The organism is Labrenzia sp. THAF187b, assembly GCF_009363375.1.
In the GTDB taxonomy this organism is placed as follows: domain Bacteria; phylum Pseudomonadota; class Alphaproteobacteria; order Rhizobiales; family Stappiaceae; genus Roseibium; species Roseibium algicola.
On sequence record NZ_CP045344.1, the window covers coordinates 4,259,741 to 4,284,899 of the forward strand.

Below are 25,159 nucleotides of genomic sequence, written 5' to 3' on the forward strand. Positions count from 1 at the left end.
CCGCCAATTGGTTTCGACGTTTGCCTGAGGATTTCGAATGAGTGAGATGACGACTTTTGATTGGGACGATGCCTATTCAAATGCTGCCTATATTCCGGGCGCTGACGATTTCATCGTGCGCTGGGCGCAGGAAGCGGAGACCTTCCGGAAAAGCTGGGTCGAAAAGGATCTGGATGTCGTTTACGGCGAAGGAGATCGTCAGCGGTTCGATGTGTTTCGGCCGCAGAGGAAGTCCAAAGGGCTCGTCGTGTTCGTGCACGGGGGCTACTGGCTGAGATTCGATAAGAGTTCCTGGTCGCATTTTGCTAGCGGCTGCCTGGCAAGAGGTTGGACCGTATGCATGCCGTCGTACGATCTGGCTCCTGATGTGCGGATCGCAGATATTACGCGGCAAATCTCCGTTGCGATTACGAAGGCGGCTGCTCGCGTTGGTGGCCCGATCCGTCTTGCCGGGCATTCCGCCGGAGGGCATCTGGTCACACGCATGATTTGCGAAGACAGCCGGTTGCCGAAAGACGTTCTGGATCGAATCGAGCGTGTTGTTTCCATCAGCGGATTGCACGACCTTCGCCCGCTCAGAAACACGGTGATGAACAAGTCCTTCCAGATGAACGAAGACGATGCCATGGCCGAAAGTGCGGCATTGATGGTGCCCGCCGTCGACTGTCCGGTAGTCGCCTGGGTCGGCGGAGCGGAGCGCCCGGAGTTTCTAAGGCAATCGAAACTCCTTGCGGATGCCTGGCCAATGGCCACCTACAAGGAGGATCCGGGCCGCCATCATTTCGATGTCATAGACGGTTTGAAGGATCCCGATAGTGAACTGACGGAAACCTTGCTGGCCCCTTGAGCCACTCACGAGGAGGCGCATATGCGTACTGAAAGCGACAGCATCGGCGAAATAGACGTGCCGGAGGACAAATACTGGGGGGCACAGACACAGCGCTCCTTGAAGTATTTTTCCATCGGTAGCGACCTGATGCCGATAGAGCTTGTCCACGCTTATGGCATTTTGAAGAAGGCGGCGGCCCTTGCAAACGAAGAGCTGGGGTTGCTGGATGCAGATCTTGCGCGGTTGATTGTCCTGGCAGCCGACGAAGTTATTGATGGAAAACTTGACGACCATTTTCCGTTGCACGTCTGGATGACCGGCAGCGGAACACAAACCAACATGAACGTGAACGAAGTGATCTCCAATCGCGCCATTGCCCTTGCCGGTGGTGTGCTGGGGTCAAAGGATCCGGTTCATCCGAACGATCACGTGAACCTGTCCCAATCGTCCAATGACAGCTTTCCCGCAGCGATGCACATGGCCGCTGCACTCCAGGTGACACATCGCCTCTTGCCCGGCGTGCAGATGCTCCACAAGAGCCTGCAAGACAAGGCCGACGCCTGGGACGACATCATAAAGATCGGCAGAACGCATATGCAGGACGCCACGCCTTTGACGCTTGGTCAGGAGTTTTCCGGTTATGCGGAAATGCTGCGTCAGGACATTGAGCGCATCAGTTTTGCCCTTAAGGATGTCTATGGACTGGCGCTGGGCGGAACCGCAGTCGGGACGGGCATCAACGCTCATCCCCTTTTTGCGGAGTTGTCTGCCACCCGGATCGCGGAACTGACGGATTTGCCGTTCTATACGGCTCCGAACAAGTTTGCGGTTCAGGGGGCGCATGATGCTCTCGTCATGTTGAGCGGAGCCTTGAAGACGCTTTCAGTTTCCTTGTTCAAGATCGCAAACGACATCCGCCTCTTGTCCTGTGGACCTCGCTGCGGTTTCTTTGAGCTGAAAATTCCGGCAAACGAGCCCGGCTCTTCGATCATGCCAGGCAAGGTAAACCCGACGCAGTGCGAGGCACTGGCGATGGTTGCGGCACAGGTGATGGGCAATGACGTCGTCGTCGGGATAGGTGGCGCCAGTGGCTACCTGGAAATGAATGTCTACAAGCCGCTGATGATCAATGCGATCCTGCAGTCGGTAAAGATCATGGGCGACGGTTGCACCAACTTCTCCCTTTTCCTGGTGGAAGGCATGGAGCCGAACGAGAAGCGCATCAGGGAGTTTCTGGATCAATCCCTGATGCTGGTGACAGCGCTAAGTCCGGTGATCGGATATGACAAGGCCAGTCATGCCGCACACCATGCGTTCGAGCACGATCTGACCTTGAAGCAGGCGTGCCTTGACCTTGAATTCGTCAGTGCGGAGGAATTCGACCGGGTTGTTGTTCCGGCGAAGATGGTCCAGCCGTCGCTTTAGGTCGGCCGAATGCTTCCAGATGAGCGCTTTCGTGATGCGCTGGGCAATTCGGCGTACGACTACAAGAGACCCCTTTGTGCGAGATTGCGCATGAGGGAGCTTATGCCGAATGTCCATTCCGGACATTCGGTCGAAAGCCGGACCGTGTTGCTCAATCGACCAAGGCCCGGACTTTCGATTGTGACGACGTCGCCCAGTTTGTGAGTGAAACCTTCTCCGGCAACGTCCCGGTCCTGCGTCGGTGCGAAGAGGGTACCGAGAAACAGCATGATCCCGTCGGGATACTGATGGTGACGGCCCAGGGTTTGCCGGACCAGATCCACAGGGTCCCGACTGATTTCCTTCATCGAAGATCTTCCCTTCAGGATGAAGCCGTCCGTTCCCTCCACCGTCAGGTCCAACTCTGCCAATCGAACGTCATCCAGCGAATATCCCTGGTCGAATAGTCGGATCATCGGTCCGATAGCACAGGATGCATTGTTGTCCTTTGCCTTGGACAAGAGCAGAGCCGAACGGCCTTCGACATCACGCAGATTGACGTCGTTTCCAAGAGTCGCGCCAACAATCACCCCCTTTGAGGTGACTGTCAGAACCACTTCCGGCTCTGGGTTGTTCCAGCTGGACACCGGGTGCAGTCCGACGTCGGCTCCGGTGCCGACAGAGGAAAGAACCTGCGCCTTGGAAAAGACCTCGGCATCCGGGCCAATGCCGACTTCCAGGTATTGGCTCCAGAGGCCCTCGGAGATAAGCGCTTGTTTGACCTTGGCAGCTTCTTCGGATCCGGCTCGCAGGTTACGCAGGCTGTCGCCGATGGTTGCACCTACCCGTGCCCGGATGGCTTCGGCCTTTTGAGGATCTCCTGCCGCTTTCTCCTCGATCACGCGTTCGACCATGGAATTTGCGAAGGTCACACCACATGCCTTCACTGCCTGTAAATCGCTGGGAGCCAGAAAATGCAGGTTGGCGAGATCGCTGCAGGTACCAGCCGCGATTTCATCCAGAGTGCCAAGATCTTCTCCTTTAGCTGCGGCAACATAGGCAGCCGGTTCCGTTAGTTCGCAAATATCCCGAACGGTGGGGGCGGCTGCGGACGTGATGTCGAAAACGCGGTTTTCTCGCAGTGTGACGACGGCAGGACCCTTGACATCGGGTCGCCAGACACGGCCCAAAAAAGTGCCGGAGGACAATTCGGTTTCTGAATAGAATTTCATGGCGTTCCCGGATTGGCCGTTAGGCCATCATTGTTGGTTTTCCCTAGTCTGCTGGGAAAATTCTCAGTTGTCCAACAAATGTGAAAACGCAGGCGTCACTCCACGGGTGCTCTTGAGAGAGCGGGTATCCGGTTAAGAAATAACCGGTGTCTGTCTCTGTTTACCAGACAGACCAACAGGTGTGCCGCGAACCACGTCACTCGTGGATGGTCGAAGCGACCAGCTTGTCCGCCATGGCCTTGTTTTGCACCAGCATGTCTTTCATGCGTCCACGCGCCAGTTCTGCATCTCCGGAATCGATCGCTTCAGCAACGCCGACGTGATTGCGACGCGCAATCTTTTCTTCCGGAGGGGTTCGTTGTGAGGCGGCATAGGAAAAGAGCATGACCGCGTAAATCAGATTCTGGAGCTGGGAAAGCATCTGATTGCCACTGGCCTGCAGGATCGTGGCATGGAACATGTAGTCGGCTCCGATCATGCTTTCCTGACCATCCAGGGGATGGATGGCACGTGCGGCTGCAAGAATGGTGTCGCGTTGCTCCCGGCTTGCGTTGACGGCCGCCAGGGCGGCGGCCTCCGGCTCGAAAATCAGTCTGAGGTCGGTTGCTTCCGCATAGATTCTCGCAGTTTGCGGACTTCTTGGGTCATGCCAGCGAATGACGTCCGGATCGAGAAGGTTCCAGTCGTCAAAGGGGCAGACCCGAGACCCATATCTGCGTGCCGTTCGAACGAGTCCCTTGCCGCAAAGCACCTTGATGGCTTCTCGGACCACAGTTCGCGAAACACCGAGGCTGTCGACAAGTTCGTCCTCACGCGGAAGGATCGCGCCTGTCGGATATTCTCCCCGCGCAATCTTTCTACCGAGATGTTCGACCGTATCTTTGACTGCCCCCGTCGGCAGGGATGTAAGGACCTTGTCCGGAAGTTCGAAGAAATTACGCTTTTTATTATCCATTCAACAGACTCAGGCAGTCGGGTCTTTCCAATCGTACTTGATCGGCGAGACCGGCGTTGTGTCCTGCGCATGTTTTACAAGCGAATTTTATAAAATACTAGATTTAATGAGTTGCCACGACCTTTTGCAAAGCTAATACGTCGCTTCTGGAGTCTCTTTATGTCGCTGCTGTTTGAATTATTGACCATTCAGGCAAGGAAATGAATTTGCTGCTTTGAAATTTGTAGGACAATTACTCGAGACCTAGCCATCCAGAGCATAAAGCCTCTGTGCAAGTTTTCTGACGCCGGTGTTCTTGAAGTGTCGGATACTTGCAGGTGGAACTAAATAGACAACTCCGGCGGCCAGTCCATCGCGCCAGCGCAGCTGCACTTCGGCAACCGTTTTGGGGACGGCATCGAAGACGTAGAACTCTTCCGGCAGGTCGGTAACCTCGTTCAGCACTAGACGGACACCTCCATCGGAAATGTCCCTGATCGTGCAATCGCAAATAAATTCATTGTCCAGACTTGCAAGTTTCGCGGGGCGCAATCTTGTGCGTTGGCGCGGATGCAGGCGACGCTGAATTGCTGCGGCAATGGAGTCCCGTTTCGAAGACAGAAATGAAAACATGGCACAACCTCAGTTGTTGGGTCTTGATGGGGCAAGCGGTCCCGTTGGCCTTAAGGGCTCTGGTCTGCTGGAACCGGGGAGTGCGGGCCGATAGCTGGGATCTCCCAGCGTCGAGGGGCGGTGTGTGACTGGTGATTGTGCGTTCCGGCAAAGGCGATATGCAAGATCGTACAAACCGCGCCAACCAGCCGGAGTGCTGCCAAGGTTGTCCAGCACTGCAAGTGCCCCGCCTGTCAATGCCCCCCTGCGTGCTCCACTTGGGCCTTCCCAGGCGCCACCTGCAACGGCTCCTTCCATCGCGCCGTCGACGATCGGCATGTCCGATTGATCCGGGTTGATATGCGCATCTGCGTAGGCTCTTGCGTAAGCGTCGCAGTTCGTGGTCTGGGCAGAAGCTTCTGGTACCAGGCAGGCAACTGAAGCAGCGATTGCAGCCTGCAGGAGCCCAGCCTTCACCAACGGGACACGGTGCATCATGAAGGCGCGATATATGAATGGGTGGCCCGAGGGTCTGGCTGCTTTCCTTGCGCAGGTCGGCGGCTGCAGACGTTTCATACGCTTCTCCCGAATACCGAATACTGAAAGGGCAGGGACGCCCGCACCGGTAATGCATGCACACCGAAGATTGTGCGAAACTTGCGTCGCAGGCGTCCGGAAAGGAACCCTGCCCAATCATCACGGTCGAACAGTTTCGGGCAAGCTTGGCTGACTATCCCTTGGGGCAACCTGAGCTGATAGGAGGTCTTCTATGGAACCTGTGTTCCTGACCAAACTCGTTTCGAATAGCAATGACTGGCTGTCCGTCCGCCAGGCGACCATTGCCGAAAACATTGCCAACGCCAATACGCCAGGCTTCCGCTCCAAGGACCTGGAACCTTTCACTACAGTGATCAGCAAGACCCAGCTTGCCATGACCGCGACCCATGACGGCCATCTTGGCCAGACCATGGAAGCTGCGCGCAAATCCGATGTCGAAAAGGCGGATAGCTGGACGGTTACGCATTCCGGTAACTCCGTCAGTCTGGAACAGGAACTCATGAAGGCAGGAGAGGTCGCGCGCGATCATTCGTTGAACGCCAGTATCGCGAAGTCCTTTCACCGCATGTACCTCTCCACAGTGAAATCCTAAAGGAAAACAATCATGTCCGATCCGCTTTCCGCAACCTTGCAGATTTCCGGCGCCGGTCTCAGAGCGCAGTCGGAGCGGTTGAGAGTTGTGTCCGAAAACCTCGCCAACGCCCGCTCCACCGGTGAAGCCGCCGGCGATGATCCCTATCGGCGCAAGACCATCACGTTTGAAAGTGAATTCAGCCGCGCCGTCCAGGCCAACCTGGTGTCCGTGAAGGACATCGGCAAGGACAAAGCCGAGTTCGCGGTGGAATACGACCCCGGCCATCCGGCAGCGGACGAAAGCGGCTACGTCAAGATGCCGAATGTCAACACGCTGCTTGAACTGGCCGACATGCGTGAAACCAACCGCTCTTACGAAGCCAATCTGAAAGTCATGACGCAGGCCCGCGAGATGGTCATGCGCAACATTGACCTGTTGAGGAACTGATCATGATCAATGAAATCTCCGCGCTGACATCGTCGACCGACGGCGTCCTGAAAGCTGCCTCCACCACCAGGTACACGGCGAGCACGCCGGATCTTGGCGGCACGGGCGCCGTAGGCGAAACCAGTTTCTCCGATGCGATGGCGAAAGTTTCGACCGATGCGATCGACAAGATCAAGCAAGGCGAAGCGGTATCGATTGCAGGTGTCGACGGACAGGCTTCGGTTCAGCAGGTGGTCGAGGCCGTAATGGCTGCTGAATCGACCCTCCAGACCGCAATTGCCATCCGCGACAAGGTCGTGAGCGCCTATCAGGAAATCAGCCGCATGTCGATCTGATCGAAGGCTTGGCCTCGATAAGCGATTGTAATTACCAGGAGAAAATCCATGAAAGCCCTTGCTATCGCCGCGACCGGCATGAGCGCCCAGCAGACGAATGTCGAAGTGGTCGCCAACAACATCGCCAACATGAACACCACGTCCTTCAAGCGTTCGCAGGCGGAATTCTCAGACCTTCTCTATCAGGCCGAGCGCCTCCAGGGCGTGCCGAACCGGGGTGGTGAAGATCCGGTTCCGGAAGGCGCTCAGCTTGGTCTGGGTGTTCGTACCGCCGGGATCCGCAAACTCCATGCCCAAGGCTCGCTGACCAACACCGGCAACCAGTTCGATGTTGCGCTCGACGGGCGGGGATGGTTCGAAATTACCGGCCCTGATGACGAAACGCTGTTTACCCGGGCCGGTTCGTTCAACAAGAATGCCGACGGCAGACTGGTGACCATTGACGGCTATGCCGTCGAACCGGCGATCATCATTCCGGAAGAAACCATTGAAGTTGTCGTCAATGAGTCGGGTCAGGTCTATGCCAAGGTCGATGGCGAGATGACGCCTCGTGAACTCGGACAGCTGACGCTTTCCAATTTTGCCAACGATGTCGGTCTGGAACCAGTGGGTGGCAACCTTTTCCGTGAAACCGAGGCCTCTGGCACGCCTGTTACCGGTGTTGCGGGTGATCCGGGTTTCGGCGTGGTTCGCCAGGGGTATCTGGAAAGCTCAAACGTTGATCCGGTGAAGGAAATCACTGCCTTGATCAGCGCTCAGCGCGGCTATGAAATGAACTCCAAGGTCATGAAAGCCGCCGACGAGATGGCCGGTACCGTCACCAACGGCATTCGCTAACAGGGAGAAGGTAATGACGATCCGATCCCTTTTCCTGGCGCTGGTCATGATCTTCAGCACCGGGGCAGCGAAAGCAGCGGGAGGCATAGATCTGCCGGTTCCGCGCCAGACCATACCGGCTGGAACCGAAATCACTCACCAGGATCTGATCGAACGATCGTTTCCAACGCGGACAGCGCAGCAATTCGCGGTGTCTACCAACAGGGGCCAACTGGTTGGCATGGTTGCACGGCGTACGTTGCTTCCAGGACAGCCGGTACCGATCAATTCGGTCGAAAAGCCGGTCCTTGTTCGTCGTGGTGAGCCGGCGCGACTGGTCTTCCGTGAGCAGGGGCTGGTGATCATCATGCAGGTGGAAGCTCTTCAGAACGGCGGAGCCGGCAACTTCGTACGCGTACGCAATGTCGATAGCGGTCTGGTTGTTTCCGGACGGGTTCAAGAAGACGGCACCATACGTGTGGAGAACTGAATTTATGACCCGGTTACTCGTTTTTGTTCTGGCTGCACTATTGGCCTTGCCGGTGTCGGCAATGTCCATGGTGCGGATCAAGGACATCGCCAGTCTGCAAGGGGTGCGCGACAACCAGCTTGTCGGTTATGGCCTCGTTATCGGTCTGAAAGGATCCGGCGATACGTTGCGCAATTCCCCATTCACGGAGCAATCGCTGCAATCGATGCTCGACAGTCTGGGGGTGAACGTACGCGATGCGCGGCTTCGGACGCGTAACGTAGCGGCCGTTGTCGTGACCGCCGAAATGCCGTCCTTTATCGGTCAGGGATCGACGATCGACGTAAGTGTCTCCTCGCTTGGCGATGCTACGTCACTTGCCGGGGGGACCCTCATCGCTACCCCTTTACTGGGGGCTGATGGGCAGATCTACGCGGTCGCGCAGGGCCCCGTTGCAGTGTCCGGTTTCGCGGAACTGGGGCAGGCGGAAAGCCTGACCCAGGGTATACCGACCGTCGGTCGGGTTCCAAACGGTGGTCTCATCGAAAGAGATTTGCCGGCTAAATTTTCGCAAATACCCAACCTGGTTCTCGAACTTTCCAATCCGGATTTCCGCACTGCAGTGCGTATTGCCGACGCGATCAACCAGTTCACCAGGGAGCGATACGGCATCAAGGTGGCCAAGGAGCGCGACTATCGCACCGTCGTACTCACTCCGCCGCAAAACATCAGTGTCACGCGGTTCATCGCGGAAATTGAAGCTATTCGGGTGACGCCTGACCAGATTGCGAAGGTCGTGATCGATGAGCGAACAGGGACTGTGGTCATTGGCAAGGATGTTCAGATTTCGACCGTTGCGATTACCCATGGCAATCTGACGGTTCGTATATCGGAAGCACCCGAGGTTTCGCAGCCGTCGCCGTTCTCGCTGAACGGCCAGACTGTGGTCGTGCCACGAACATATGTCGATGCTCAGGAAAGCGGTGGTCAACTGGCTGTTGTCGGTGGAACGGACCTGCCCACGCTGGTGCGAGGTCTCAACCGGATCGGTCTGCGACCAACCGGTATCATCGCCATCCTTCAGGCGATCAAGACAGCCGGTGCGCTACAGGCGGAACTCGTGGTGCAATAAGTCAGACCTGCTCCTATTCAGACAGGGAAACCAGCACTTATGTGGTCTGAAACCCTGAAGGGCGGGATGACGTCACCTTCATGAAAGTAATTCTGAAACGCCGCTTTTTGAAGCGGCGTTTTTTTGCGACAGCCTCACGCAAGCTCGATCTCCGATTGTGCGGTCAAAGAGGTTCTGCACAAGGGAAGGCCTTATGCCACGACATTTGGACCGCGGCCGCACATTCACGCTTCTGGTGCTTGCGGCAGTTTCGCTCACATTCGGCGGCCAGGCCATTGCCCAGGCGCCGCGTCAGAAGCCGCAGGCAGGCGAAAGCGCGATTGCGCCCGTACCGCCACAGGACAGCGAGCTCTATTGCAAGAACATCGCCGAAGCGGCTTCGGATGCGCGTATCAAGTGGCAGACCTGGAAACTGATCAGCCTGGAGGCAAGCCTCCGGGACAGGATTGAAGAATTGCAGCGCAAAGAGCGCGAATTCGAAAAATGGGTCGAGCGGCGCGAAGACCTTCTCAACGAAGTCGAGGACCAGGTCGTCTCCATTATCGGGCGCATGCGTCCGGAAGCAGCTGCGGCGCAGCTGCAGACGACCGACGAGGAAGCCGCCGTTGGCGTTCTCCTGAAACTGAAGGCCCGTGTTGCCAGCAGCATTCTCGACGAGATGGAACCTTCCCGTGCTGCCCAGCTGACCCAATCGATGATGGGCCTGACCCATCCCGAAATACAACGGAGTTTCTGATGCGCGCTTTTGTGATCTCCCTAGGAGCTGCGATGCTGACCGGCTGTGCCGGGCAGCTGGAAGACGTTGGCCGCGCACCGGAGATGTCTCCGGTCGGATACGGACTTGCCGTTCAACAGCCGGCAGCTTATCCGCTAAGCACTTTCGGCCAGGGCACGGTCAAGGACTACAACTCCTTGTGGGCCAGCGGTCGCGACAATTTCTTTGCAGACCCGCGTGCAAAGAAAGTCGGTGATGTGCTGACCGTGACCATCCAGATCAATGACCGCGCGAACATGGACAACAGTTCGGATCGCCGCCGCACTTCCGATATCGGCTGGGGCGGCACCATGGATTACGACTGGGATGGCATCGGGCATGGTGGCAGCGGCAATCTTGGCGTTGATTCCGGCTCCGGATCCGCAGGTTCCGGCTCTATTGATCGGTCGGAAGAAATCCAGCTGTCCGTTGCGGCCGTGGTCACGGACCGCCTGCCGAACGGCAACCTGGTGATCTCCGGCTCGCAGGAAATGCGCGTCAACTTCGAGATGCGCATCCTGCAAATCGCCGGAATCGTGCGTCCGCGGGATATCCAGGCCAACAACACCATTCCTTACGACAAGATTGCCGAAGCGCGGGTCTCCTATGGTGGCCGCGGCAGGATCACCGAGGTTCAGCAACCGGCCTGGGGGCAGCAGATCTACGACATCGTGACGCCCTTCTGAGCACTTCCTGAAAGTACCGGAAAGACCCAAATGCCTAATATCATCGAAGTTCCTTTTGAGGGTGCGCAGGAAAATCAGCGCAGCTCCGGTTTCGTCGCGGCGTTGGTGCTCCTGACGCTGATTGGCGGTGGCGCTGGAGCGGGCCTTGCAAAATATGTTGCTGACTACACCGAAGAGGAAGTTCATGGCCGGCTTCGCCAGCAACAGAGCTTCACCGAAACGTTGCCGTTTTCGCCTTCGACACGCCTGCAGACGCTTGAACCGCTCGTGACAAATCTGGCGTCGCCGCAAGATGCCTGGATAAGGTTGCAGGCTTCAATTCTTCTGGAAGACGATCCGGACGGTGATGTTGGTGTGCTCAAGAAAAAGGTCGAGGACGATTTTCTCGGCTACATGCGCACGCTTACGCTCTCTCATCTGGAGGGGGGGATCGGTTTGCAGCATCTTCGCGAAGATCTCACCGAGCGCGCTCAGACACGCACCAGAGGTCAGGTGAACGAAGTCATTCTGGAATCGGTGGTTATTCAATGAGCCGTCTTCTTGTTGCCGGCCTTGTACTGGTCGCGATGACGGGTGCTGCTGCTGCCCAGGTGCCGGATCTTTCTGCGTTGCTACCTGCAGGAGAGGGAAGTGCCAGCGGCCGTATCATCCAGATGATTGCACTCTTGACTGTGCTTTCTCTGGCTCCGGGCATCCTCATCATGGTGACGAGCTTCACCCGTTTCGTGATCGCTTTTTCGTTCCTGAGGTCCGGTATCGGTCTTCAAACAACACCGGGTAACCTGATCCTCATTTCGCTGGCCCTCTTCATGACTTTTTATGTCATGGCTCCAACCTTCGACAAAGCCTGGGAGCAGGGTGTTCAACCTCTGATGAACAACGAAATCTCCGAGGAAGAGGCCTACGTGCGGATCACAACTCCCTTCCGGGACTTCATGCTCAGCCAGGTTCGCGAAGAAGATCTCGTTCTATTTGATGACCTAGCGGCCGGCCGCGTGACAGAAAACGAAGCGGCCTCTGCAGAGGAAGTTGAACTGCGTGTCTTGATACCGGCTTTCATGATTTCCGAATTGCGCCGGGGTTTCGAAATCGGATTTTTGATCGCGTTGCCTTTTCTCGTGATCGATATGATCGTAGCAACGATCACCATGTCCATGGGCATGATGATGTTGCCGCCAACGGTGATATCGTTGCCTTTCAAGGCGTTGTTCTTTGTTTTGATCGACGGATGGAACCTACTGGTCGGTAGTCTTGTGCGATCATTCTTGTAACCGACGGGGGCGTCGGGGCGCAAAAGGGCGGGGCCGAAAGGCTCCGCTTTTTTGTTTTCAGCGATATGATCGCGAGCGATTATATCTTCCGATTTAACGTTGCGTCTCGGTGAAATTCGAAAAAGATCAAATTGCCCGTATCGACGTAAGCTTCACGCAAGATTGAGCCGCTAGGGTCATTTTCACAGCAGGTTGAACCCCAAACTACCCACGGTTCAAAAGCATGACGCTGCTCCTGCTGTGCCGGTGCAAACCCGGCATGTCCCAATCCAATCCAGTACACACTGACACATTGAAGGGACATATCATGTCTAGCTTGATGACGAACGCTTCCGCAATGACCGCTCTGCAGACTCTGCGGAACACCAGCGCCAACCTGGCAGAGACGCAGAACCGCATCTCCACCGGTTATCGCGTTGCCGGCGCGGAAGACAACGCTGCCTACTGGTCCATCGCAACCACCATGCGTTCTGACAACATGGCTCTTAGCGCCGTTGAAGACTCTCTGGGTCTGGGTGCTGCGACCGTCGACGTCATGTACACTGCTATGGACAGCACTGTTGATGTCATGAACGAAATCAAAGCCAAGCTTGTTGCTGCCCGTACTCCGGGTGTCGACCGCGGCAAGATCCAGTCCGACATCAACGAACTGCAGAACCAGCTTAAGTCGACTGCCGAATCCGCTGTTTTCAACGGTGAAAACTGGCTGTCTTCCGACGTGACCACCGTTACGTCGAAAGAAATCGTCAGCTCCTTCACCCGCGTCGGTGGTGCGGTTTCCGTTCTGACGACCACGGTTGATATCACCGCTACCCAGCTCTATGACACCACTGGTGGTGGTACCGGTATCCTTGACCGTGCTCTGACGAACGGTAACGTTGTCGACACCATCGACATCTCCGCTCTGACGGACAGCGCTGCCGACCTGACCACTCTGGAAGGCATGATCTCGGATGTCGACGAAGCTCTGGGCCTCATCACAGACTCCGCAACCCTGCTCGGATCCACCAAGAAGCGCGTTGATCTGCAGAAGGACTTCGTGTCCGCTCTGATCGACTCGATCGACCGTGGTGTCGGCCAGCTCGTGGATGCTGACATGAACAAAGAATCGACCCGCCTCCAGGCTCTGCAGACTCAGCAGCAGCTCGGTATCCAGGCTCTGTCGATCGCCAACCAGGGTTCGCAGAACATTCTGTCCCTGTTCCGTTAATCCAACCAGTTTATCTGACCGGATTTCCAGGCAAGAGGACCGCACCCTTCGGGGCGCGGTTTTTTTGTGTTCAGAATTTCCGTCTTCAAGCCCGGGTGACAGGCTCGCACAAGGTCCAGTTCCGATAGTGGGTCAAACAGAACGTTACGTGCATGAAGGGGTTATGCATGCCGGGCCGTGAACACGCCGAAAAACTATGGGCAAACCTGATGGAACTGGGAGTGCGCAGACTTATCGCGCTCGCCTTGATCGGGCTCGCCACAATCGCAACCGTCGGCGCGGGAGCATATTACTTGAGCCGACCGGAACAGACCGTCCTCTATACGGGTCTCGACGGTGAAGACGTCACTCGCATCGGTTCCGCGCTGCGGGACGCAGGCATTCCTTTCGACATCAATTCGGAAGGCTCCGCCGTCATGGTGAGCCATGCGCAGACAGCCAAGGCGCGCATGCTTCTGGCCGAAAAGGGTCTCCCGCGTGGAGCCAACTCCGGCTACGAGCTCTTCGACGAGTTGGGGTCGCTTGGCTTGACCTCCTTCATGCAGGAAGTGACCCGGGTGCGAGCGCTTGAAGGCGAGCTTGCCCGAACCATCCAGCTCATGAAGGGGATCCGGGCAGCGCGCGTTCATATCGTGTTGCCAGAGAAAGGATCTTTCAGGCGCGATCAGCAGCCGCCGTCGGCATCTGTCGTCATCCGTTCCGATGTGCCGGACGATGTTCGAACCGCCGATGCCATCCGCCACCTGGTTGCTGCCGGTGTTCCGGGCATGCAGGCCGACAAGGTTACAGTGCTCGACACGTCCGGAGGTATCCTGGCGGCCGGCAAGGATCCGACCAAGGCCTCCGCAGGCCAGCTTGCCAGCCTTGAGACTGCTGTCAGCAGCCGGATCCAGGAAAACATTCGCAAGACCCTGACACCATATCTTGGCCTGGACAACTTCGAGGTCAGTGTCGCCGCAGAACTGAACACGGACCGCAAGACGATTGCCGAGACGATTTTCGATCCGGACTCGCGGACCGAGCGATCCATCCGGACCATTCGCGAAAACGAGAACGCTCAGAATTCCAGCGTCTCGGCACCGACAACGGTCGAGCAGAACCTTCCTGAAGAGGATGTGTCCGCGGACAACGGTGAGCGTTCCAGCGAAGAAAACGAGCGGCGCGAGGAAACCGTCAATTACGAGATTTCCTCCAAGCGCATCGAGACCTCTCAGGATGGCTATCGTGTCGACCGTCTGTCCATTGCGGTTCTGGTTGATAAGTCCCGTCTTGCACAGTCTCTTGGCGGCGAACCGACCCAGGCTCAACTGGATGAACAGCTGACGGAAATCGAAGCTCTGGTTGCCTCTTCTGCGGGGATTGAAAAAGAACGGGGAGACCTGGTCAAGGTTGCTGTTGTCGACTTCATCGACGGCGGCCGGGCCATGGAGCCGATCCCGCCGATCAGCATCACCGAGTATCTGATGCGCCAGTCCGGCAACATCATCAATGCGCTCGCAATCCTGACCGTGTCGATGCTTGTTATCTGGTTCGGTCTGCGGCCTGCCGTGGCTGCCCTGGTGCCGCAAATGGCCAAGCCGCAGGTCGAAATGGCCGAACTCGGAATGCTGCCGGAGGCTGCGGAAGGGGCTGCAGAAGCAGTCGACGGGGATCAGACTTTCCTGATGCCGCCGGATCATTCCGACATGCTGCAGGACCTCAACAGCCGGCGCAACAAGTCTGCGCTCCGGAAGCTGGAATCCTTGCTGGAGTTCAACGAGGAACAGTCTGCAGCGATCCTGCGCCAGTGGCTCTATGAATCGGAGCGCATCTAATGACCACCTCAATCGCTTCCCATATTCCCGTCCTGTCCGCCTCCAGGTTCAAGTCCTTCGGTGCATTCGATCCCGCTCTCGTGGACGTTCTGGAGCCTTGCGAGGAAGCTGTGCCCGAACCCAGCCTGGAAGAACAGCTCCAGGCCGAATACGAGCGCGGTCTGGCGGAAGGCAGTGACCGCACGATGGCTCATTTTCAGGCCATCCTGGAACAGGAGCGCGAGGAGCACGCAAGGCAGCTCAAAGACGAGCGTGACCGGTTCGACATGCGTGAATCGGCCAACGTCAGCGCCTCCATCGAAGGCTTCCTCAATGTGATGGAGCAGCGGATCTCCTATTCGCTCTCCAAGCTTCTTCAACCTTTCCTGACAGAGCAGATCGTCGACCAGCTGGTCGATGCCTTTGCCGGCAATCTTCGGCAACTGACCGAGGAAACGGAGGGCAAAATGATCAGGCTGCGCGGACCGGAAACTCTGGTCAGCCGAGTGCTGGAGCAGTTGCCGGCCTTGAGAGACCGGATCGACGTTCAGCATGCTGATCAAGTCGAACTGGTGGCTCTGCTTGACGAGACAACCATTGAAACACGGCTCGGACAATGGCTCGGCCAGCTTGAAGCCTTGAAAGGGGAGGCAGACTGATGTTGGACGGCGTCCCGAATGAAATCGTAATTGTCCGGCGCAAGAACAGCTGGGAAGACGATCAGCTGCCACATGGCGTCTGGAAGATTGCCTACGCGGATTTCATGACCGCATTGATGGCCTTTTTCCTGGTCATGTGGCTGATCAACGTGACCGACGACAGCGTGCGTCGCGGCGTTGCGCAGTATTTCAACCCGGTCAAACTTGCCTCCACGGCTCCGAACCGCAAGGGCCTGAACGATCCGGAGATCAACGGCGATACCAACGAAGCCGGCACCAAGCTTTTCACCGGCAAATTGGGTGGGTCTGATGCGCCGGTCGATCAGGATGAGAACTTCGGTGATGGCCTGGACAAGGGACATAGACTGGAGGAGGTGGTCGAGACACCGGAGATGGGCGGAGCGCCGGCCTCGGGGCAGTTTACCCAGACCCATTCGGAATCGATCCTTTTCACGGATCCCTATGCCGTACTCGACACCCTTTCGCAGAAAATCCGTGTCGCTGATGTGCGGGAGGACAACCCAAAGGGTATCGGTACAGGCCTTCAGAAAAACGAAGGCGTTCAGGGTGGGCAGGCCTATCGGGATCCCTTTGATCCGATGTTCTGGCAGTTCCGTCCTGGCCGAGGTGTCGCCAGTGCCGAAGCAGCGCCTGACGTAAGTTTGCCGGGCGATGGTACCGCGCCTTCTTCCCAGGCTCTGGCCGGCGAATTCGCCTTTGCCGCGCCGTTTGAAGATGGCACGCAACCTGACACCGGCGTTACCCGTCAAAACGGAAACACTGCCCCTCGAAATGGGCCTAGCAACGGGGACTACATGGCGGAACAATCCGGAACGACGTCCTTTGAATTTGTCGGCAACGGCGCACTTCCCGACAACGGGGATACGACGGATCAGGTCGTCGCTCATGTGCTTGGCAAGTCGCTTGCGGCGTCTTCAACCGAGGTGATCGCTGAAGTCCAGACTGAAACGGTCATTGGTACTGGAGACGGTGAGGGCACCTACGAAGAAGACTTCACGGAAAGCAGCGCCGAGGTACTGGTCGCCCGTCTTTCGGAAGTCCTTGCCCAGACTGAAGGGACAGCTCTTGAGGAAACCGCCAGTCAGATTACGGTGACGAGAGAAGGTGAGGGAGCCTTGATCAGCCTTACCGATGACCAGAACTTCGGTATGTTCGCAATCGGGTCTGCCGAGCCGCGCCCGGAACTCGTCAAACTGCTTGAACGGATTGGCAAGGTGGTTGCCGAAACTCCGGGACAGATTGTCATCAAGGGTCATACGGACGCGCGCCCTTTCAAAAGCAAGACCTATGACAACTGGCGCTTGTCGTCGGCACGCGCCCACATGGCTCTCTACATGCTCACTCGCGGAGGTGTCGGCAAGGACAGGTTCAACCGGGTCGAAGGCTATGCCGATCAGGATCTGAAGGTTCCGTCCGATCCTCTTGCTGCCTCCAACAGGCGGATTGAGATCTACTTGCTGGAAGGGGCTCGGTAATGTGCTGCCTTTCCATCAGGATCCCTTGCGTCAAAGGTCTGCTCCTTGGCTTGATGGCGGCCGTCTTCTGGGCGTCGGCTGGCTGGGCGCAGCAGGTTGGCAAGCAGACTTCGGATCCGGAACCATTTGAAATGATCCGGTCGCTGCAGTCCCTGCAGGAGCAGATCGCACAGGGCAACAGCCATGCGATGCAGGCGCAGCGAGCCTTGCTGACAAAGATGGACGCAAGTTTTGTCGTGTTGCCAGCCGATGCGTGGCAGGAACCGCGCAACGCCCGGGCGGCCGTCATCCATCTTCTGAGTGGCGGACATCCAGACGTAATGCGGTATCTCTTGTCTCTAGATCCGGCACCCGCTGTCGACCGCAAACTTATGGAAGCGTCGCTTGCCTATGTCGAAGGCAGGGAAGAGGACATGGTCGTTCTTCTGGCGGAGATCGATCCGCTGGAACTGCCGGCAAGCCTGGGGGGGCATGTCGCACTGGTAAAGGCTGCACCCTACATCCGCACGGATCCGGAAAAGGCGATGGAACTGCTTCAGGTCGCCAGCCTACTGATGCCTGGAACGCTCGTTGAGGAAGCTGCTCTTCGCCGGGAAGTCTTCGTCGCTGGGATGACCGGCAACGTCGATCGCTTTCGAGTTCTCAGCATCCGGTATCTTCGCCGGTTCCGCACGTCGGTCTACGCTGGTGATTTCCGCAGGCGATTTGCCCTGTCACTGGACACGCTCGGATTTGTCAAAAGCGAGGACAAGTTCGCGCTCCTGGATGACGTGCTGCACGAATTCGATGCCGACAGCAGGCGCGGTCTTTATCTTCGTCTGGCCCGTTCCGCCCTGCTGGCAGGCCATCTGAATGTCGCGCGAAAGGCAACGGGAGAAGCGCTGACGCTAACCGTCGACGGCACCAAGGAAAACGAAATCCTGAAGATCTATCTTGCGGCGACCCGTCTCGACCCGGAGTTCATTACAGCAAACCGAGACCTGTTGTGGTCGATCGACAAGTCGATCCTGACTGCGCAGGACCTGGCGATGCTTGACGGCGTCTACACCGTGCTCAACTCGGTCCGGCATTTTCCGGAGCCGCCGCCCAACGTGATCGGCGAATTCAACGTCGCGACCAATATGGACGCTCCTGAAGATCAAAGCTGGGTCAGCGCGGACATGGAACTTGCGAATGTTCTGTTGCGCCGGACGGGAAAGTCCCTCGCTCAATTGGGAGAACAGGATGAGCGTTAACACTCAGGCTTTCGTTCCGACTGCGCCGAAGTCCGGCAAGTCGACGGACGCTGGAACGGGCGAGCGCGGGCAAACCTCTTCCAAAGAAGCCGCGGCTGCATTCCAGGCCGTCATGCAGAACATGAAAAAAGGCGAAGCTGCCGAAGATGCGGCAGGAAAACCCGGGTCTGAAACATCTGATCAGGCAGACGGGGCTACGGGCGGCGCCCACGGCAAGACCGGTTCCGGCAAGGAACAGGCGGCAGGTTCGGCGGCGTTTTCGACCAGCAATCTTGTCGACGCCCTGCGGCAGGCTTCCCAGAACGCACTGTCACGCAAGGCGAAAGATGGCGAAGGCCTGGATGGTGCGGCAGAGGGACAAACGGACCCGAAGGCCGAAACCATGTTGCAGAGTTCAGCAGCCCATGTGGGATTGTCACTAAATGCGGTGCTGGCTGGAAAACCCGGGCAGGTTCCCTCGTCACAGGCCCAGTCCGGTGCAGCCCCGATGCCTTCGCTCCTGCAAGGGCAGGCCAACGGCATGCCGGTTGGCGATCCCGATGGACCTGTACAGACCGGAACGTCTTCGCTCTTCGCGCAGTTCGGCGTCGAACCGGAGGCAATTTCCGACGGCGAGGGACGTGGGGCTATTGGCCGGTCCATGTTGCCGGAGGAAGCGGCGGGCACCGTCAAGGTTTTGCGCCAGGAAACCCACTTTGCACCGAATATGCGACTCTCCCCCGCGCAACAGGTTGGTGACCAGATCGCCGCTGCGGTCAAGGATATGGCTTCCAGCTCCGCATCACTTGACGGTGGCATATCTGCCAAGGCGGAAGGCCCTGTTCTGAAAACACTGGATATCCAGCTCACGCCACATGAGCTGGGCACCGTGAAAGTGTCTCTCAGGATGGTCGGTGATACAGTGGAAGTGTCGCTTGTAACGAGCAGGGCGCAAACTGCGGAACTCCTGAAGCAAGACCGGCAACTGCTCGATCAGATGCTCAGGGCGACCGGGTTCAAGGCTGATGCCATCACGATCCAGGCCGGAGACGACCGGATCCAGGTCCAGGCGGGAAGCAACGCTTCAGGCCCTCAGGCCCAGAACCAGAATGGCGCTGGTGGCGGCAACCCGTTTGACGGCCAACCGCAGAGTTCCGGCAACGGTGCCGGACAGCAGAATGGGCGTCCAGGACAAAACACCAGAGAAGACGCGTATCAGACTTCTGAAACAAAAAGAGGAACAGGTCATGAGGAAGGTTCTGACATCAGCCTTTCTGACGGCATCTATCTTTAGTGCTCTCGCCGTTAGCGTGCCTGCGGCTGCCGAGACCCAGAACGTTTGCGAACGCGAGATGATCTCGGCAGCGCGAAAGTACAACGTGCCGCTCGGCGTGCTTTATGCGGTCGGGCTGACGGAAACCGGTCGGCGCAACTCGCTGTACCCCTATGCCCTCAATATCGAGGGGAAGTCCGTGTTTCCTCCCAGCCGGCAAGCCGCGAAGCAGGATGTGATTGATGCACAACAGCACGGCAAGAAGCTGATCGACATCGGCTGCATGCAGATCAACCATCACTACCACGGTGACCAGTTCCGTTCGGTGGATCAGATGCTGGAACCACGTGCAAATGTGCAATATGCGGCAAGGTACCTGAAGGACCTGAGGCGGCGCCAGGGATCCTGGACGATGGCTGTTGCCCGTTATCACGCGGGGCCGAACAATGATCCCGCGCAAAAACGGTATGTCTGCACGGTGATCCGCAACATGGTTGCTTCCGGTTTTGGAAACTGGACACAGCAGTCAAAGCAATTCTGCGGCGCCTGATCTCTGAAAAGCACCGGACAGCTTGACCGGTGCTTTCGTTTTGTTTGATAGATAAATTTTTACATAATTAAGTATCTGAATGGAAAGAATAATTATTTTCTCGCAACAGCTTCGCGCAAGTTAGGTCGGTTTGACTGTCTCCAGTTGATTTGGACACAGGAGACCTGTCATGGGCCTTTTCGGAGTTATGCGAACCGGCGTTTCCGGCATGAACGCGCAGTCGAGCAAGCTCGGCACAGTTGCCGAAAACATTATGAACTCGAGTACGACTGGCTATAAACGCGCCCAGTCGGAATTTTCCTCACTGGTCGTTTCGCAAGGGGCTGGCTCGTTCAACTCCGGCGGCGTCGAGGCGCACACCCAGTACCAGGTTTCCAAGCAGGGAAACATCAGCTTCACCACGTCGAAGCTTGATCTTGCGGTGGATGGCAACGGCTTCTTTGTTGTCGGCAACGAGGCAGGTGAAAGCTTTCTGACCCGCGCCGGTCACTTCGTTCCGGATGGAGATGGCTATCTCCTGAATACGGCCGGCTATTATCTCCAGGGTTATCCGATCACGGGCAACACCGCGCCAACAACCGTTGCCAACGGTCTTGGTGGTCTGGAGCGGATCAACATCACCCAGAACCAGCTGGAAGCCACTCCCACCAGCGAAGCGTTCCTGCGCGTGAACGTGAGTGAAGACGCGGCGATTGTACCGGCGGCGGATCTGCCGTCTGCCAACGCAGCGACCGCGAGCTATTCCCACAAAACTTCCATGATCGTGTACGACAACCTCGGCAACGAGGTGAAACTGGACGTCTATTACTCCAAGGTCACGGAAACGGCTGCAGACAGTGACTGGGAAGTCTCGATCTACAACGCGGCGGATGCCGCACCCGGCGGCGGGTTTCCCTATACTGCTCCGGCATTGAATACCCAGACGCTGACCTTCGACGTCACCACAGGCAATCTCACCGGTGCCAGCGCGACCGCAATCAATATCGCGGTTCCCAACGGTGGTACCTTCGACCTGGACCTTGATCAGTCGACCTACCTGAATGCCGATTTCACGGTCACCAACGTTGATGCGGACGGGAACGCACCGAGTGCGGTGAAGAACGTCGAGTTCTCTGACGACGGCACTCTGTTTGCCATCTACACCAACGGTGACCGCCGGGCGATCTACAAGATCCCGCTGGCGGATGTACCGAGCCCGGACAGGCTCTCCAACAAATCCGGCAACGTCTACAGCACCTCCTTCGATTCCGGTGATGTCCGGGTCGGTTTTGCGGGCGAGGGCGGCCTGGGCAGCATCAAGGTTGGTGGTCTTGAGGACTCCAACGTCGATCTCGGCAACGAGCTCACCTCGATGATCGAATCCCAGCGCACCTACACGGCCAATTCCCAGGTGTTCAAGGCCGGTTCCGACCTGCTCGAGCAGCTCGTCAACCTGGTCCGCTAACACGGCTCACCCGCCAATCGGAAAGTTATTGTCATGAGTTTGTCTGTAGCCCTCAAAGTCGCCCAGTCCGCGCTGGCCGCAAGGCAGACAGAATCCTCCGTGGTTTCGCGAAACATTGCCGGGGCTCAGGACCCCGGCTACTCGCGCAAATCCGTTCTGTTGAGCCAGACCTACACCGACACCGGTCAGGCCGGCGGCCTCAAGGTCGACGGTATCGGCCGGGTGACGGACAGCGCGCTGTATTCGTCGCTCCTGTCCTCCACCTCCACTGGATCCTCCCAGGAAGCGGTCCTGGCGGGCCTTACCCGTCTCGCTGAGACCACAGGCGATACCCAGAACCACATGTCCGCTGCGGCAAAGCTCGGTGCGCTGAAGCTGTCGCTTCAAAACTATGCTTCCGACCCCAGCAACGCGATCCAGGCTCAGGACGTTCTGCAGGCCTCCAAGGACATGGTGCAGACGCTCCAGTCCGGGACGGCACTGGTGCAGGATGTGCGCACCAATGCGGATGCGGACATGGCGACCTCCGTGCGTGAGATCAACACGCTGTTGAAACAACTCGAAGATCTCAACTCGGTTATCGTGCGGGGAACGCAATCGGGGGCTGATGTCACCGATGCCCACGACAGCCGCGACCAGGTTCTGCTCAAGCTGTCCGAGGAAATCGGCATTACCACGCTGAACCGCAGCAATGGCGATATTGTGGTCTACACGGACAGCGGCGTGACGCTGTTTGAAACCAAGGCCAGAGCGGTCACCTTCGAGCCGACCATTGTTTATGGTGCTGCTACCACGGGTAATTCCGTGATGGTGGACGGCGTTCCCGTGGCGGGACCGGGCGCACTCATGGAGATCAAGTCCGGCAGGCTGCAAGGACTTGCTGAACTGCGCGACGAAGTAGCGGTAACCTATCAGAGCCAGCTCGACGAAATCGCGCGTGGTCTGATCGAAGCCTTCGCCGAAAGCGATCAGAGCGGTGGCGGCAATCCGAATCAGGCTGGCCTGTTTACTTGGTCCGGTGCACCGGCGGTGCCTGCATCCGGCACCCATATTACCGGGCTTGCTGCGGAAATTGTCGTCAATGCCAACGCCGATCCGGATCAGGGCGGCGACCTGGACAGGTTGCGCGACGGCGGCATCTCCGATCCGTTCGATCCCAACTACAACTACAACCCGTCCGGCGCTGCCGGGTTCTCCGACCGTTTGCAGGAACTGGTTTCCGCCTTTGACAAGGACACCGTTTTCGACAGCGGCGTGGAACTCGATCCGACCGATACGCTGTCCGGCTTTGCCGCTTCGTCCGTCAGCTGGCTGGAAGCCGGTCGAAAGACCATGACGAGCAATGTCGAGGTGCAGACCGTCATTCTCAGTCGGACGGCTGAAAACCTCAACAACAAGACAGGCGTCAACATCGACGAAGAAATGACGCTGCTACTGGAAATCGAGCGATCCTACTCAGCAGCGACACGGCTCATCAGCGCCGTCGACGGCATGCTGGAAGACCTTCTGGCTGCGGCGAGGTAACAGTTATGAAAACCACCTATATCTCCACGATCACACTCGCCGATGCGTCTCGTCGGCAGATCCAGAACCAGTCCAGCCTCGTGCAGAAGCTCAGCATCGAGCTGTCCTCCGGCCGTAAATACGACGTCGGCCTGGATCTTGGGACAAAGACCGGCGAAAGCGTGTCGCTTCGGTCCGAGTTTCATTTTCTCAATGGCATCATGGATACCAACGCGCTTACCGCGTCGCGGCTCGATGTCAGCCAGGCGGCAATGGGCGACATTCTGACGGATGCACAGGACTTTCTGGCGACCCTTGTAGCCCTGCGCGAGAACAACGGCAGTTCGGATATCGTCAAGGCGGATGCCGTCGGCAATCTGGAGCTTCTGTCGTCCCGTCTGAACACCCAGCTCAACGGCAATTTCGTCTTTGCCGGCATCAATACGGATCAGGAACCCTTCGCGGACTATTCCGATCCGACGTCTGCGAACAAATTGGCCGCCGATGCAGCGTTCATGACCGAGTTCGGGATGGCGCAATCCAACCCGGGCGTTTCAGGCATCACACCTGCGGCAATGTCCACTTATCTGAACGGTGCCTTCGAGACGATGTTCCAGAACCCGGCCTGGGGCACGTCCTGGTCGAGTGCGTCCAGCAACGTGATGGTCAGCCGCATTTCGGCGAGTGAAACGGTTTCCAGTTCCGTCAGCGCAAACGAGCAGGCCTTCAGAGACCTGGCCGCGGCCTACACGATGATGTCCGACCTCGGTAACGAGGACCTTGATCCCGAAACCTGGAAGGTCGTGGTCAACAAGGCGATCGAGAAGCTCGGCACTGGTATTGCCGATGTCACCAGCCAGATGGGCAAGCTCGGCAATGTGCAGGAGCAGGTCAAGCTGGCGAGTGAACGGTTGAAGGTTCAAACCGACATCCTGAACCGGCGCATCAACGACCTTGAAAACGTCAATCTGGAGGAAACGTCGGTGCGTCTCAACACGGCTCTGACACAGCTTGAGACCACCTATGCGGTCACGGCCCGCATGCAGGGTCTGAGCATTCTCAACTACCTGTGATCGTGGCCGAATGTCTGATTTTTCGTATCAAACCCAACCTTGAGAGGGCCCATGTACAATCTGTCTTACGCTGAGGTTATGGACGATCTTTGCTCTGACCAGCGGCTCAACGAACATGAGGCAATGTCGATCGTTATCGGCAAGCTCAACGTCGCCCAGGAGCGCGGCGTCAAGTCTCCCGAAGCCGTCGACGCGCTGTTCTACACACGGCGCCTGTGGAGCTACTTCCTGGAACACCTGGCGGACGACGCCAACGAATTGCCGATCGAAACGAGAGCCAATCTGATCTCTGTCGGCATCTGGGTCCTGAAAGAGGTCGAATCCTTGCGCCAGTGGGAGCAGGAGGATTTCTCCGACATCATCCAGATCAATTCCATCATCCGTGACAGCCTGGACGGTTAAACTCATGAAAATCGGTTTGAAAGCGGGCGAACGCCTGTTCATCAACGGTGCGGTGATCCGGGCCGAACGGAAAACCAACATCGAACTGCTGAATGATGCCGTATTCCTGCTGGAAGCCCATGTGCTTCAGCCAGAAGAGGCGACGACGCCGCTTCGCCAGCTCTACTTCATTCTCCAGACCATGATCATCGATCCGGCAGCCGCTGGTGCGGTTCAGGACATGTTCCATCTCGTGCTTGGTTCCGTGAAGTCGGCGTTCTCGAACAAGGAGGTGCTGATGCATCTCGACAAGGTCGAGGAGCTGGCAAAAACGGATCGGTGGTTCGAGGCAATGAAGGTTGTGCGTGCGCTCTATCCGCTGGAGGCAAGCCTGATGCTGGCTGAAAAGAACCGGCGCGCGCAGGAGACCCGGCAGACCGCGCCCCGGCCGGCGCCAAGAGAAAATTTTCAGTACGGCCCCCGGCTGGCCGTTGTTTAAGGAGTGATTAG

The 25,159-nt window shown here is 57.5% G+C and carries 28 protein-coding genes; 24 read left to right on the forward strand and 4 right to left on the reverse strand.

Annotated features, from left to right (window positions below; translation table 11 throughout):
• Positions 1-37 precede the first annotated feature (37 nt).
• The gene (locus FIV03_RS19625; RefSeq protein ID WP_152510683.1) at positions 38-847 is read left to right on the forward strand and encodes an alpha/beta hydrolase; all 810 of its coding nucleotides are present in this window, start codon (positions 38-40) and stop codon (positions 845-847) included.
• Positions 848-868: 21 nt separating this feature from the next.
• Positions 869-2,254 carry a class II fumarate hydratase gene (gene fumC, locus FIV03_RS19630; RefSeq protein WP_152510684.1) on the forward strand — a complete coding sequence of 462 codons (1,386 nt, stop codon included), beginning with the start codon at positions 869-871 and terminating at the stop codon, positions 2,252-2,254.
• A gap of 59 nt (positions 2,255-2,313) precedes the next feature.
• On the opposite strand, the gene FIV03_RS19635 is transcribed toward fumC, so the two are convergent.
• From FIV03_RS19635 to FIV03_RS19650, 4 genes are all read right to left on the reverse strand, one after another.
• Positions 2,314-3,465, reverse strand: coding sequence for a fumarylacetoacetate hydrolase family protein (locus FIV03_RS19635; protein ID WP_152510685.1), 1,152 nt, complete (start codon positions 3,463-3,465; stop codon positions 2,314-2,316).
• A 196-nt stretch (positions 3,466-3,661) separates the two neighbouring features.
• Positions 3,662-4,420: an FCD domain-containing protein gene (locus FIV03_RS19640; RefSeq protein WP_152510686.1), complete on the reverse strand. Its 759-nt coding sequence runs from the start codon at positions 4,418-4,420 to the stop codon at positions 3,662-3,664.
• 243 nt (positions 4,421-4,663) lie between these two features.
• Entirely contained in the window at positions 4,664-4,864 is a 201-nt protein-coding gene (locus FIV03_RS32055; protein WP_324252086.1) for a hypothetical protein, read from the reverse strand.
• A 177-nt stretch (positions 4,865-5,041) separates the two neighbouring features.
• On the reverse strand, positions 5,042-5,587 hold the full coding sequence (locus tag FIV03_RS19650) for a hypothetical protein (RefSeq protein ID WP_152510687.1): 546 nt from the start codon (positions 5,585-5,587) through the stop codon (positions 5,042-5,044).
• A 193-nt stretch (positions 5,588-5,780) separates the two neighbouring features.
• Between FIV03_RS19650 and flgB the strand changes: the two genes are divergently transcribed.
• The 22 genes from flgB (at position 5,781) to flbT (ending at position 25,148) form a co-directional block, all read left to right on the forward strand.
• Positions 5,781-6,161, forward strand: a complete 381-nt coding sequence (gene flgB / locus FIV03_RS19655) for a flagellar basal body rod protein FlgB (protein ID WP_022998493.1) — start codon at positions 5,781-5,783, stop codon at positions 6,159-6,161.
• Positions 6,162-6,173: 12 nt separating this feature from the next.
• Positions 6,174-6,590, forward strand: a complete 417-nt coding sequence (gene flgC, locus FIV03_RS19660; protein ID WP_152510688.1) for a flagellar basal body rod protein FlgC — start codon at positions 6,174-6,176, stop codon at positions 6,588-6,590.
• Between the two features lie 2 nt (positions 6,591-6,592).
• Positions 6,593-6,925 carry a flagellar hook-basal body complex protein FliE gene (locus FIV03_RS19665; RefSeq protein WP_022998495.1) on the forward strand — a complete coding sequence of 111 codons (333 nt, stop codon included), beginning with the start codon at positions 6,593-6,595 and terminating at the stop codon, positions 6,923-6,925.
• A 48-nt stretch (positions 6,926-6,973) separates the two neighbouring features.
• Complete coding sequence (flgG, locus tag FIV03_RS19670; RefSeq protein ID WP_075282136.1) at positions 6,974-7,762, forward strand: flagellar basal-body rod protein FlgG; 789 nt, start codon at positions 6,974-6,976, stop codon at positions 7,760-7,762.
• 13 nt (positions 7,763-7,775) lie between these two features.
• Positions 7,776-8,231, forward strand: a complete 456-nt coding sequence (gene flgA / locus FIV03_RS19675) for a flagellar basal body P-ring formation chaperone FlgA (protein WP_152510689.1) — start codon at positions 7,776-7,778, stop codon at positions 8,229-8,231.
• A gap of 4 nt (positions 8,232-8,235) precedes the next feature.
• On the forward strand, positions 8,236-9,342 hold the full coding sequence (gene flgI / locus FIV03_RS19680; protein WP_152510690.1) for a flagellar basal body P-ring protein FlgI: 1,107 nt from the start codon (positions 8,236-8,238) through the stop codon (positions 9,340-9,342).
• 193 nt (positions 9,343-9,535) lie between these two features.
• Positions 9,536-10,078 carry a MotE family protein gene (locus tag FIV03_RS19685; RefSeq protein ID WP_209009717.1) on the forward strand — a complete coding sequence of 181 codons (543 nt, stop codon included), beginning with the start codon at positions 9,536-9,538 and terminating at the stop codon, positions 10,076-10,078.
• Complete coding sequence (gene flgH / locus FIV03_RS19690; RefSeq protein ID WP_022998500.1) at positions 10,078-10,782, forward strand: flagellar basal body L-ring protein FlgH; 705 nt, start codon at positions 10,078-10,080, stop codon at positions 10,780-10,782. The genes FIV03_RS19685 and flgH overlap by 1 nt, the downstream gene beginning before the upstream one ends.
• A 30-nt stretch (positions 10,783-10,812) precedes the next feature.
• Complete coding sequence (locus FIV03_RS19695) at positions 10,813-11,313, forward strand: flagellar basal body-associated FliL family protein (protein WP_152510691.1); 501 nt, start codon at positions 10,813-10,815, stop codon at positions 11,311-11,313.
• Positions 11,310-12,053: a flagellar type III secretion system pore protein FliP gene (gene fliP, locus FIV03_RS19700; protein WP_022998502.1), complete on the forward strand. Its 744-nt coding sequence runs from the start codon at positions 11,310-11,312 to the stop codon at positions 12,051-12,053. The genes FIV03_RS19695 and fliP overlap by 4 nt, the downstream gene beginning before the upstream one ends.
• Before the next feature lie 307 nt (positions 12,054-12,360).
• On the forward strand, positions 12,361-13,263 hold the full coding sequence (locus tag FIV03_RS19705) for a flagellin (RefSeq protein WP_031268437.1): 903 nt from the start codon (positions 12,361-12,363) through the stop codon (positions 13,261-13,263).
• Between the two features lie 167 nt (positions 13,264-13,430).
• Complete coding sequence (gene fliF, locus FIV03_RS19710) at positions 13,431-15,077, forward strand: flagellar basal-body MS-ring/collar protein FliF (RefSeq protein ID WP_152510692.1); 1,647 nt, start codon at positions 13,431-13,433, stop codon at positions 15,075-15,077.
• Positions 15,077-15,715, forward strand: a complete 639-nt coding sequence (locus FIV03_RS19715) for a hypothetical protein (RefSeq protein ID WP_055654457.1) — start codon at positions 15,077-15,079, stop codon at positions 15,713-15,715. The genes fliF and FIV03_RS19715 overlap by 1 nt, the downstream gene beginning before the upstream one ends.
• Positions 15,715-17,211 (forward strand): MotB family protein, encoded by a 1,497-nt coding sequence (locus tag FIV03_RS19720; protein WP_152510693.1) that lies wholly within the window; start codon positions 15,715-15,717, stop codon positions 17,209-17,211. Before FIV03_RS19715 ends, FIV03_RS19720 begins: the two co-directional genes overlap by 1 nt.
• A complete protein-coding gene (locus tag FIV03_RS19725; protein WP_152510694.1) occupies positions 17,211-18,446 on the forward strand; it encodes a chemotaxis protein in 1,236 nt (411 codons plus the stop codon). The genes FIV03_RS19720 and FIV03_RS19725 overlap by 1 nt, the downstream gene beginning before the upstream one ends.
• Positions 18,436-19,719, forward strand: a complete 1,284-nt coding sequence (locus FIV03_RS19730) for a flagellar hook-length control protein FliK (RefSeq protein WP_173013893.1) — start codon at positions 18,436-18,438, stop codon at positions 19,717-19,719. Before FIV03_RS19725 ends, FIV03_RS19730 begins: the two co-directional genes overlap by 11 nt.
• The gene (locus tag FIV03_RS19735; RefSeq protein ID WP_152510696.1) at positions 19,673-20,248 is read left to right on the forward strand and encodes a transglycosylase SLT domain-containing protein; all 576 of its coding nucleotides are present in this window, start codon (positions 19,673-19,675) and stop codon (positions 20,246-20,248) included. The genes FIV03_RS19730 and FIV03_RS19735 overlap by 47 nt, the downstream gene beginning before the upstream one ends.
• 169 nt (positions 20,249-20,417) lie before the next feature.
• Positions 20,418-21,692 (forward strand): flagellar hook protein FlgE, encoded by a 1,275-nt coding sequence (locus tag FIV03_RS19740; protein ID WP_022998510.1) that lies wholly within the window; start codon positions 20,418-20,420, stop codon positions 21,690-21,692.
• Positions 21,693-21,725: 33 nt separating this feature from the next.
• Entirely contained in the window at positions 21,726-23,216 is a 1,491-nt protein-coding gene (flgK, locus tag FIV03_RS19745) for a flagellar hook-associated protein FlgK (protein WP_152510697.1), read from the forward strand.
• Positions 23,217-23,221: 5 nt separating this feature from the next.
• The gene (locus FIV03_RS19750) at positions 23,222-24,268 is read left to right on the forward strand and encodes a flagellar hook-associated family protein (protein ID WP_152510698.1); all 1,047 of its coding nucleotides are present in this window, start codon (positions 23,222-23,224) and stop codon (positions 24,266-24,268) included.
• Between the two features lie 51 nt (positions 24,269-24,319).
• Entirely contained in the window at positions 24,320-24,670 is a 351-nt protein-coding gene (gene flaF / locus FIV03_RS19755; RefSeq protein WP_022998513.1) for a flagellar biosynthesis regulator FlaF, read from the forward strand.
• Positions 24,671-24,674: 4 nt separating this feature from the next.
• Positions 24,675-25,148: a flagellar biosynthesis repressor FlbT gene (flbT, locus tag FIV03_RS19760; protein ID WP_022998514.1), complete on the forward strand. Its 474-nt coding sequence runs from the start codon at positions 24,675-24,677 to the stop codon at positions 25,146-25,148.
• Positions 25,149-25,159: the final 11 nt, after the last annotated feature.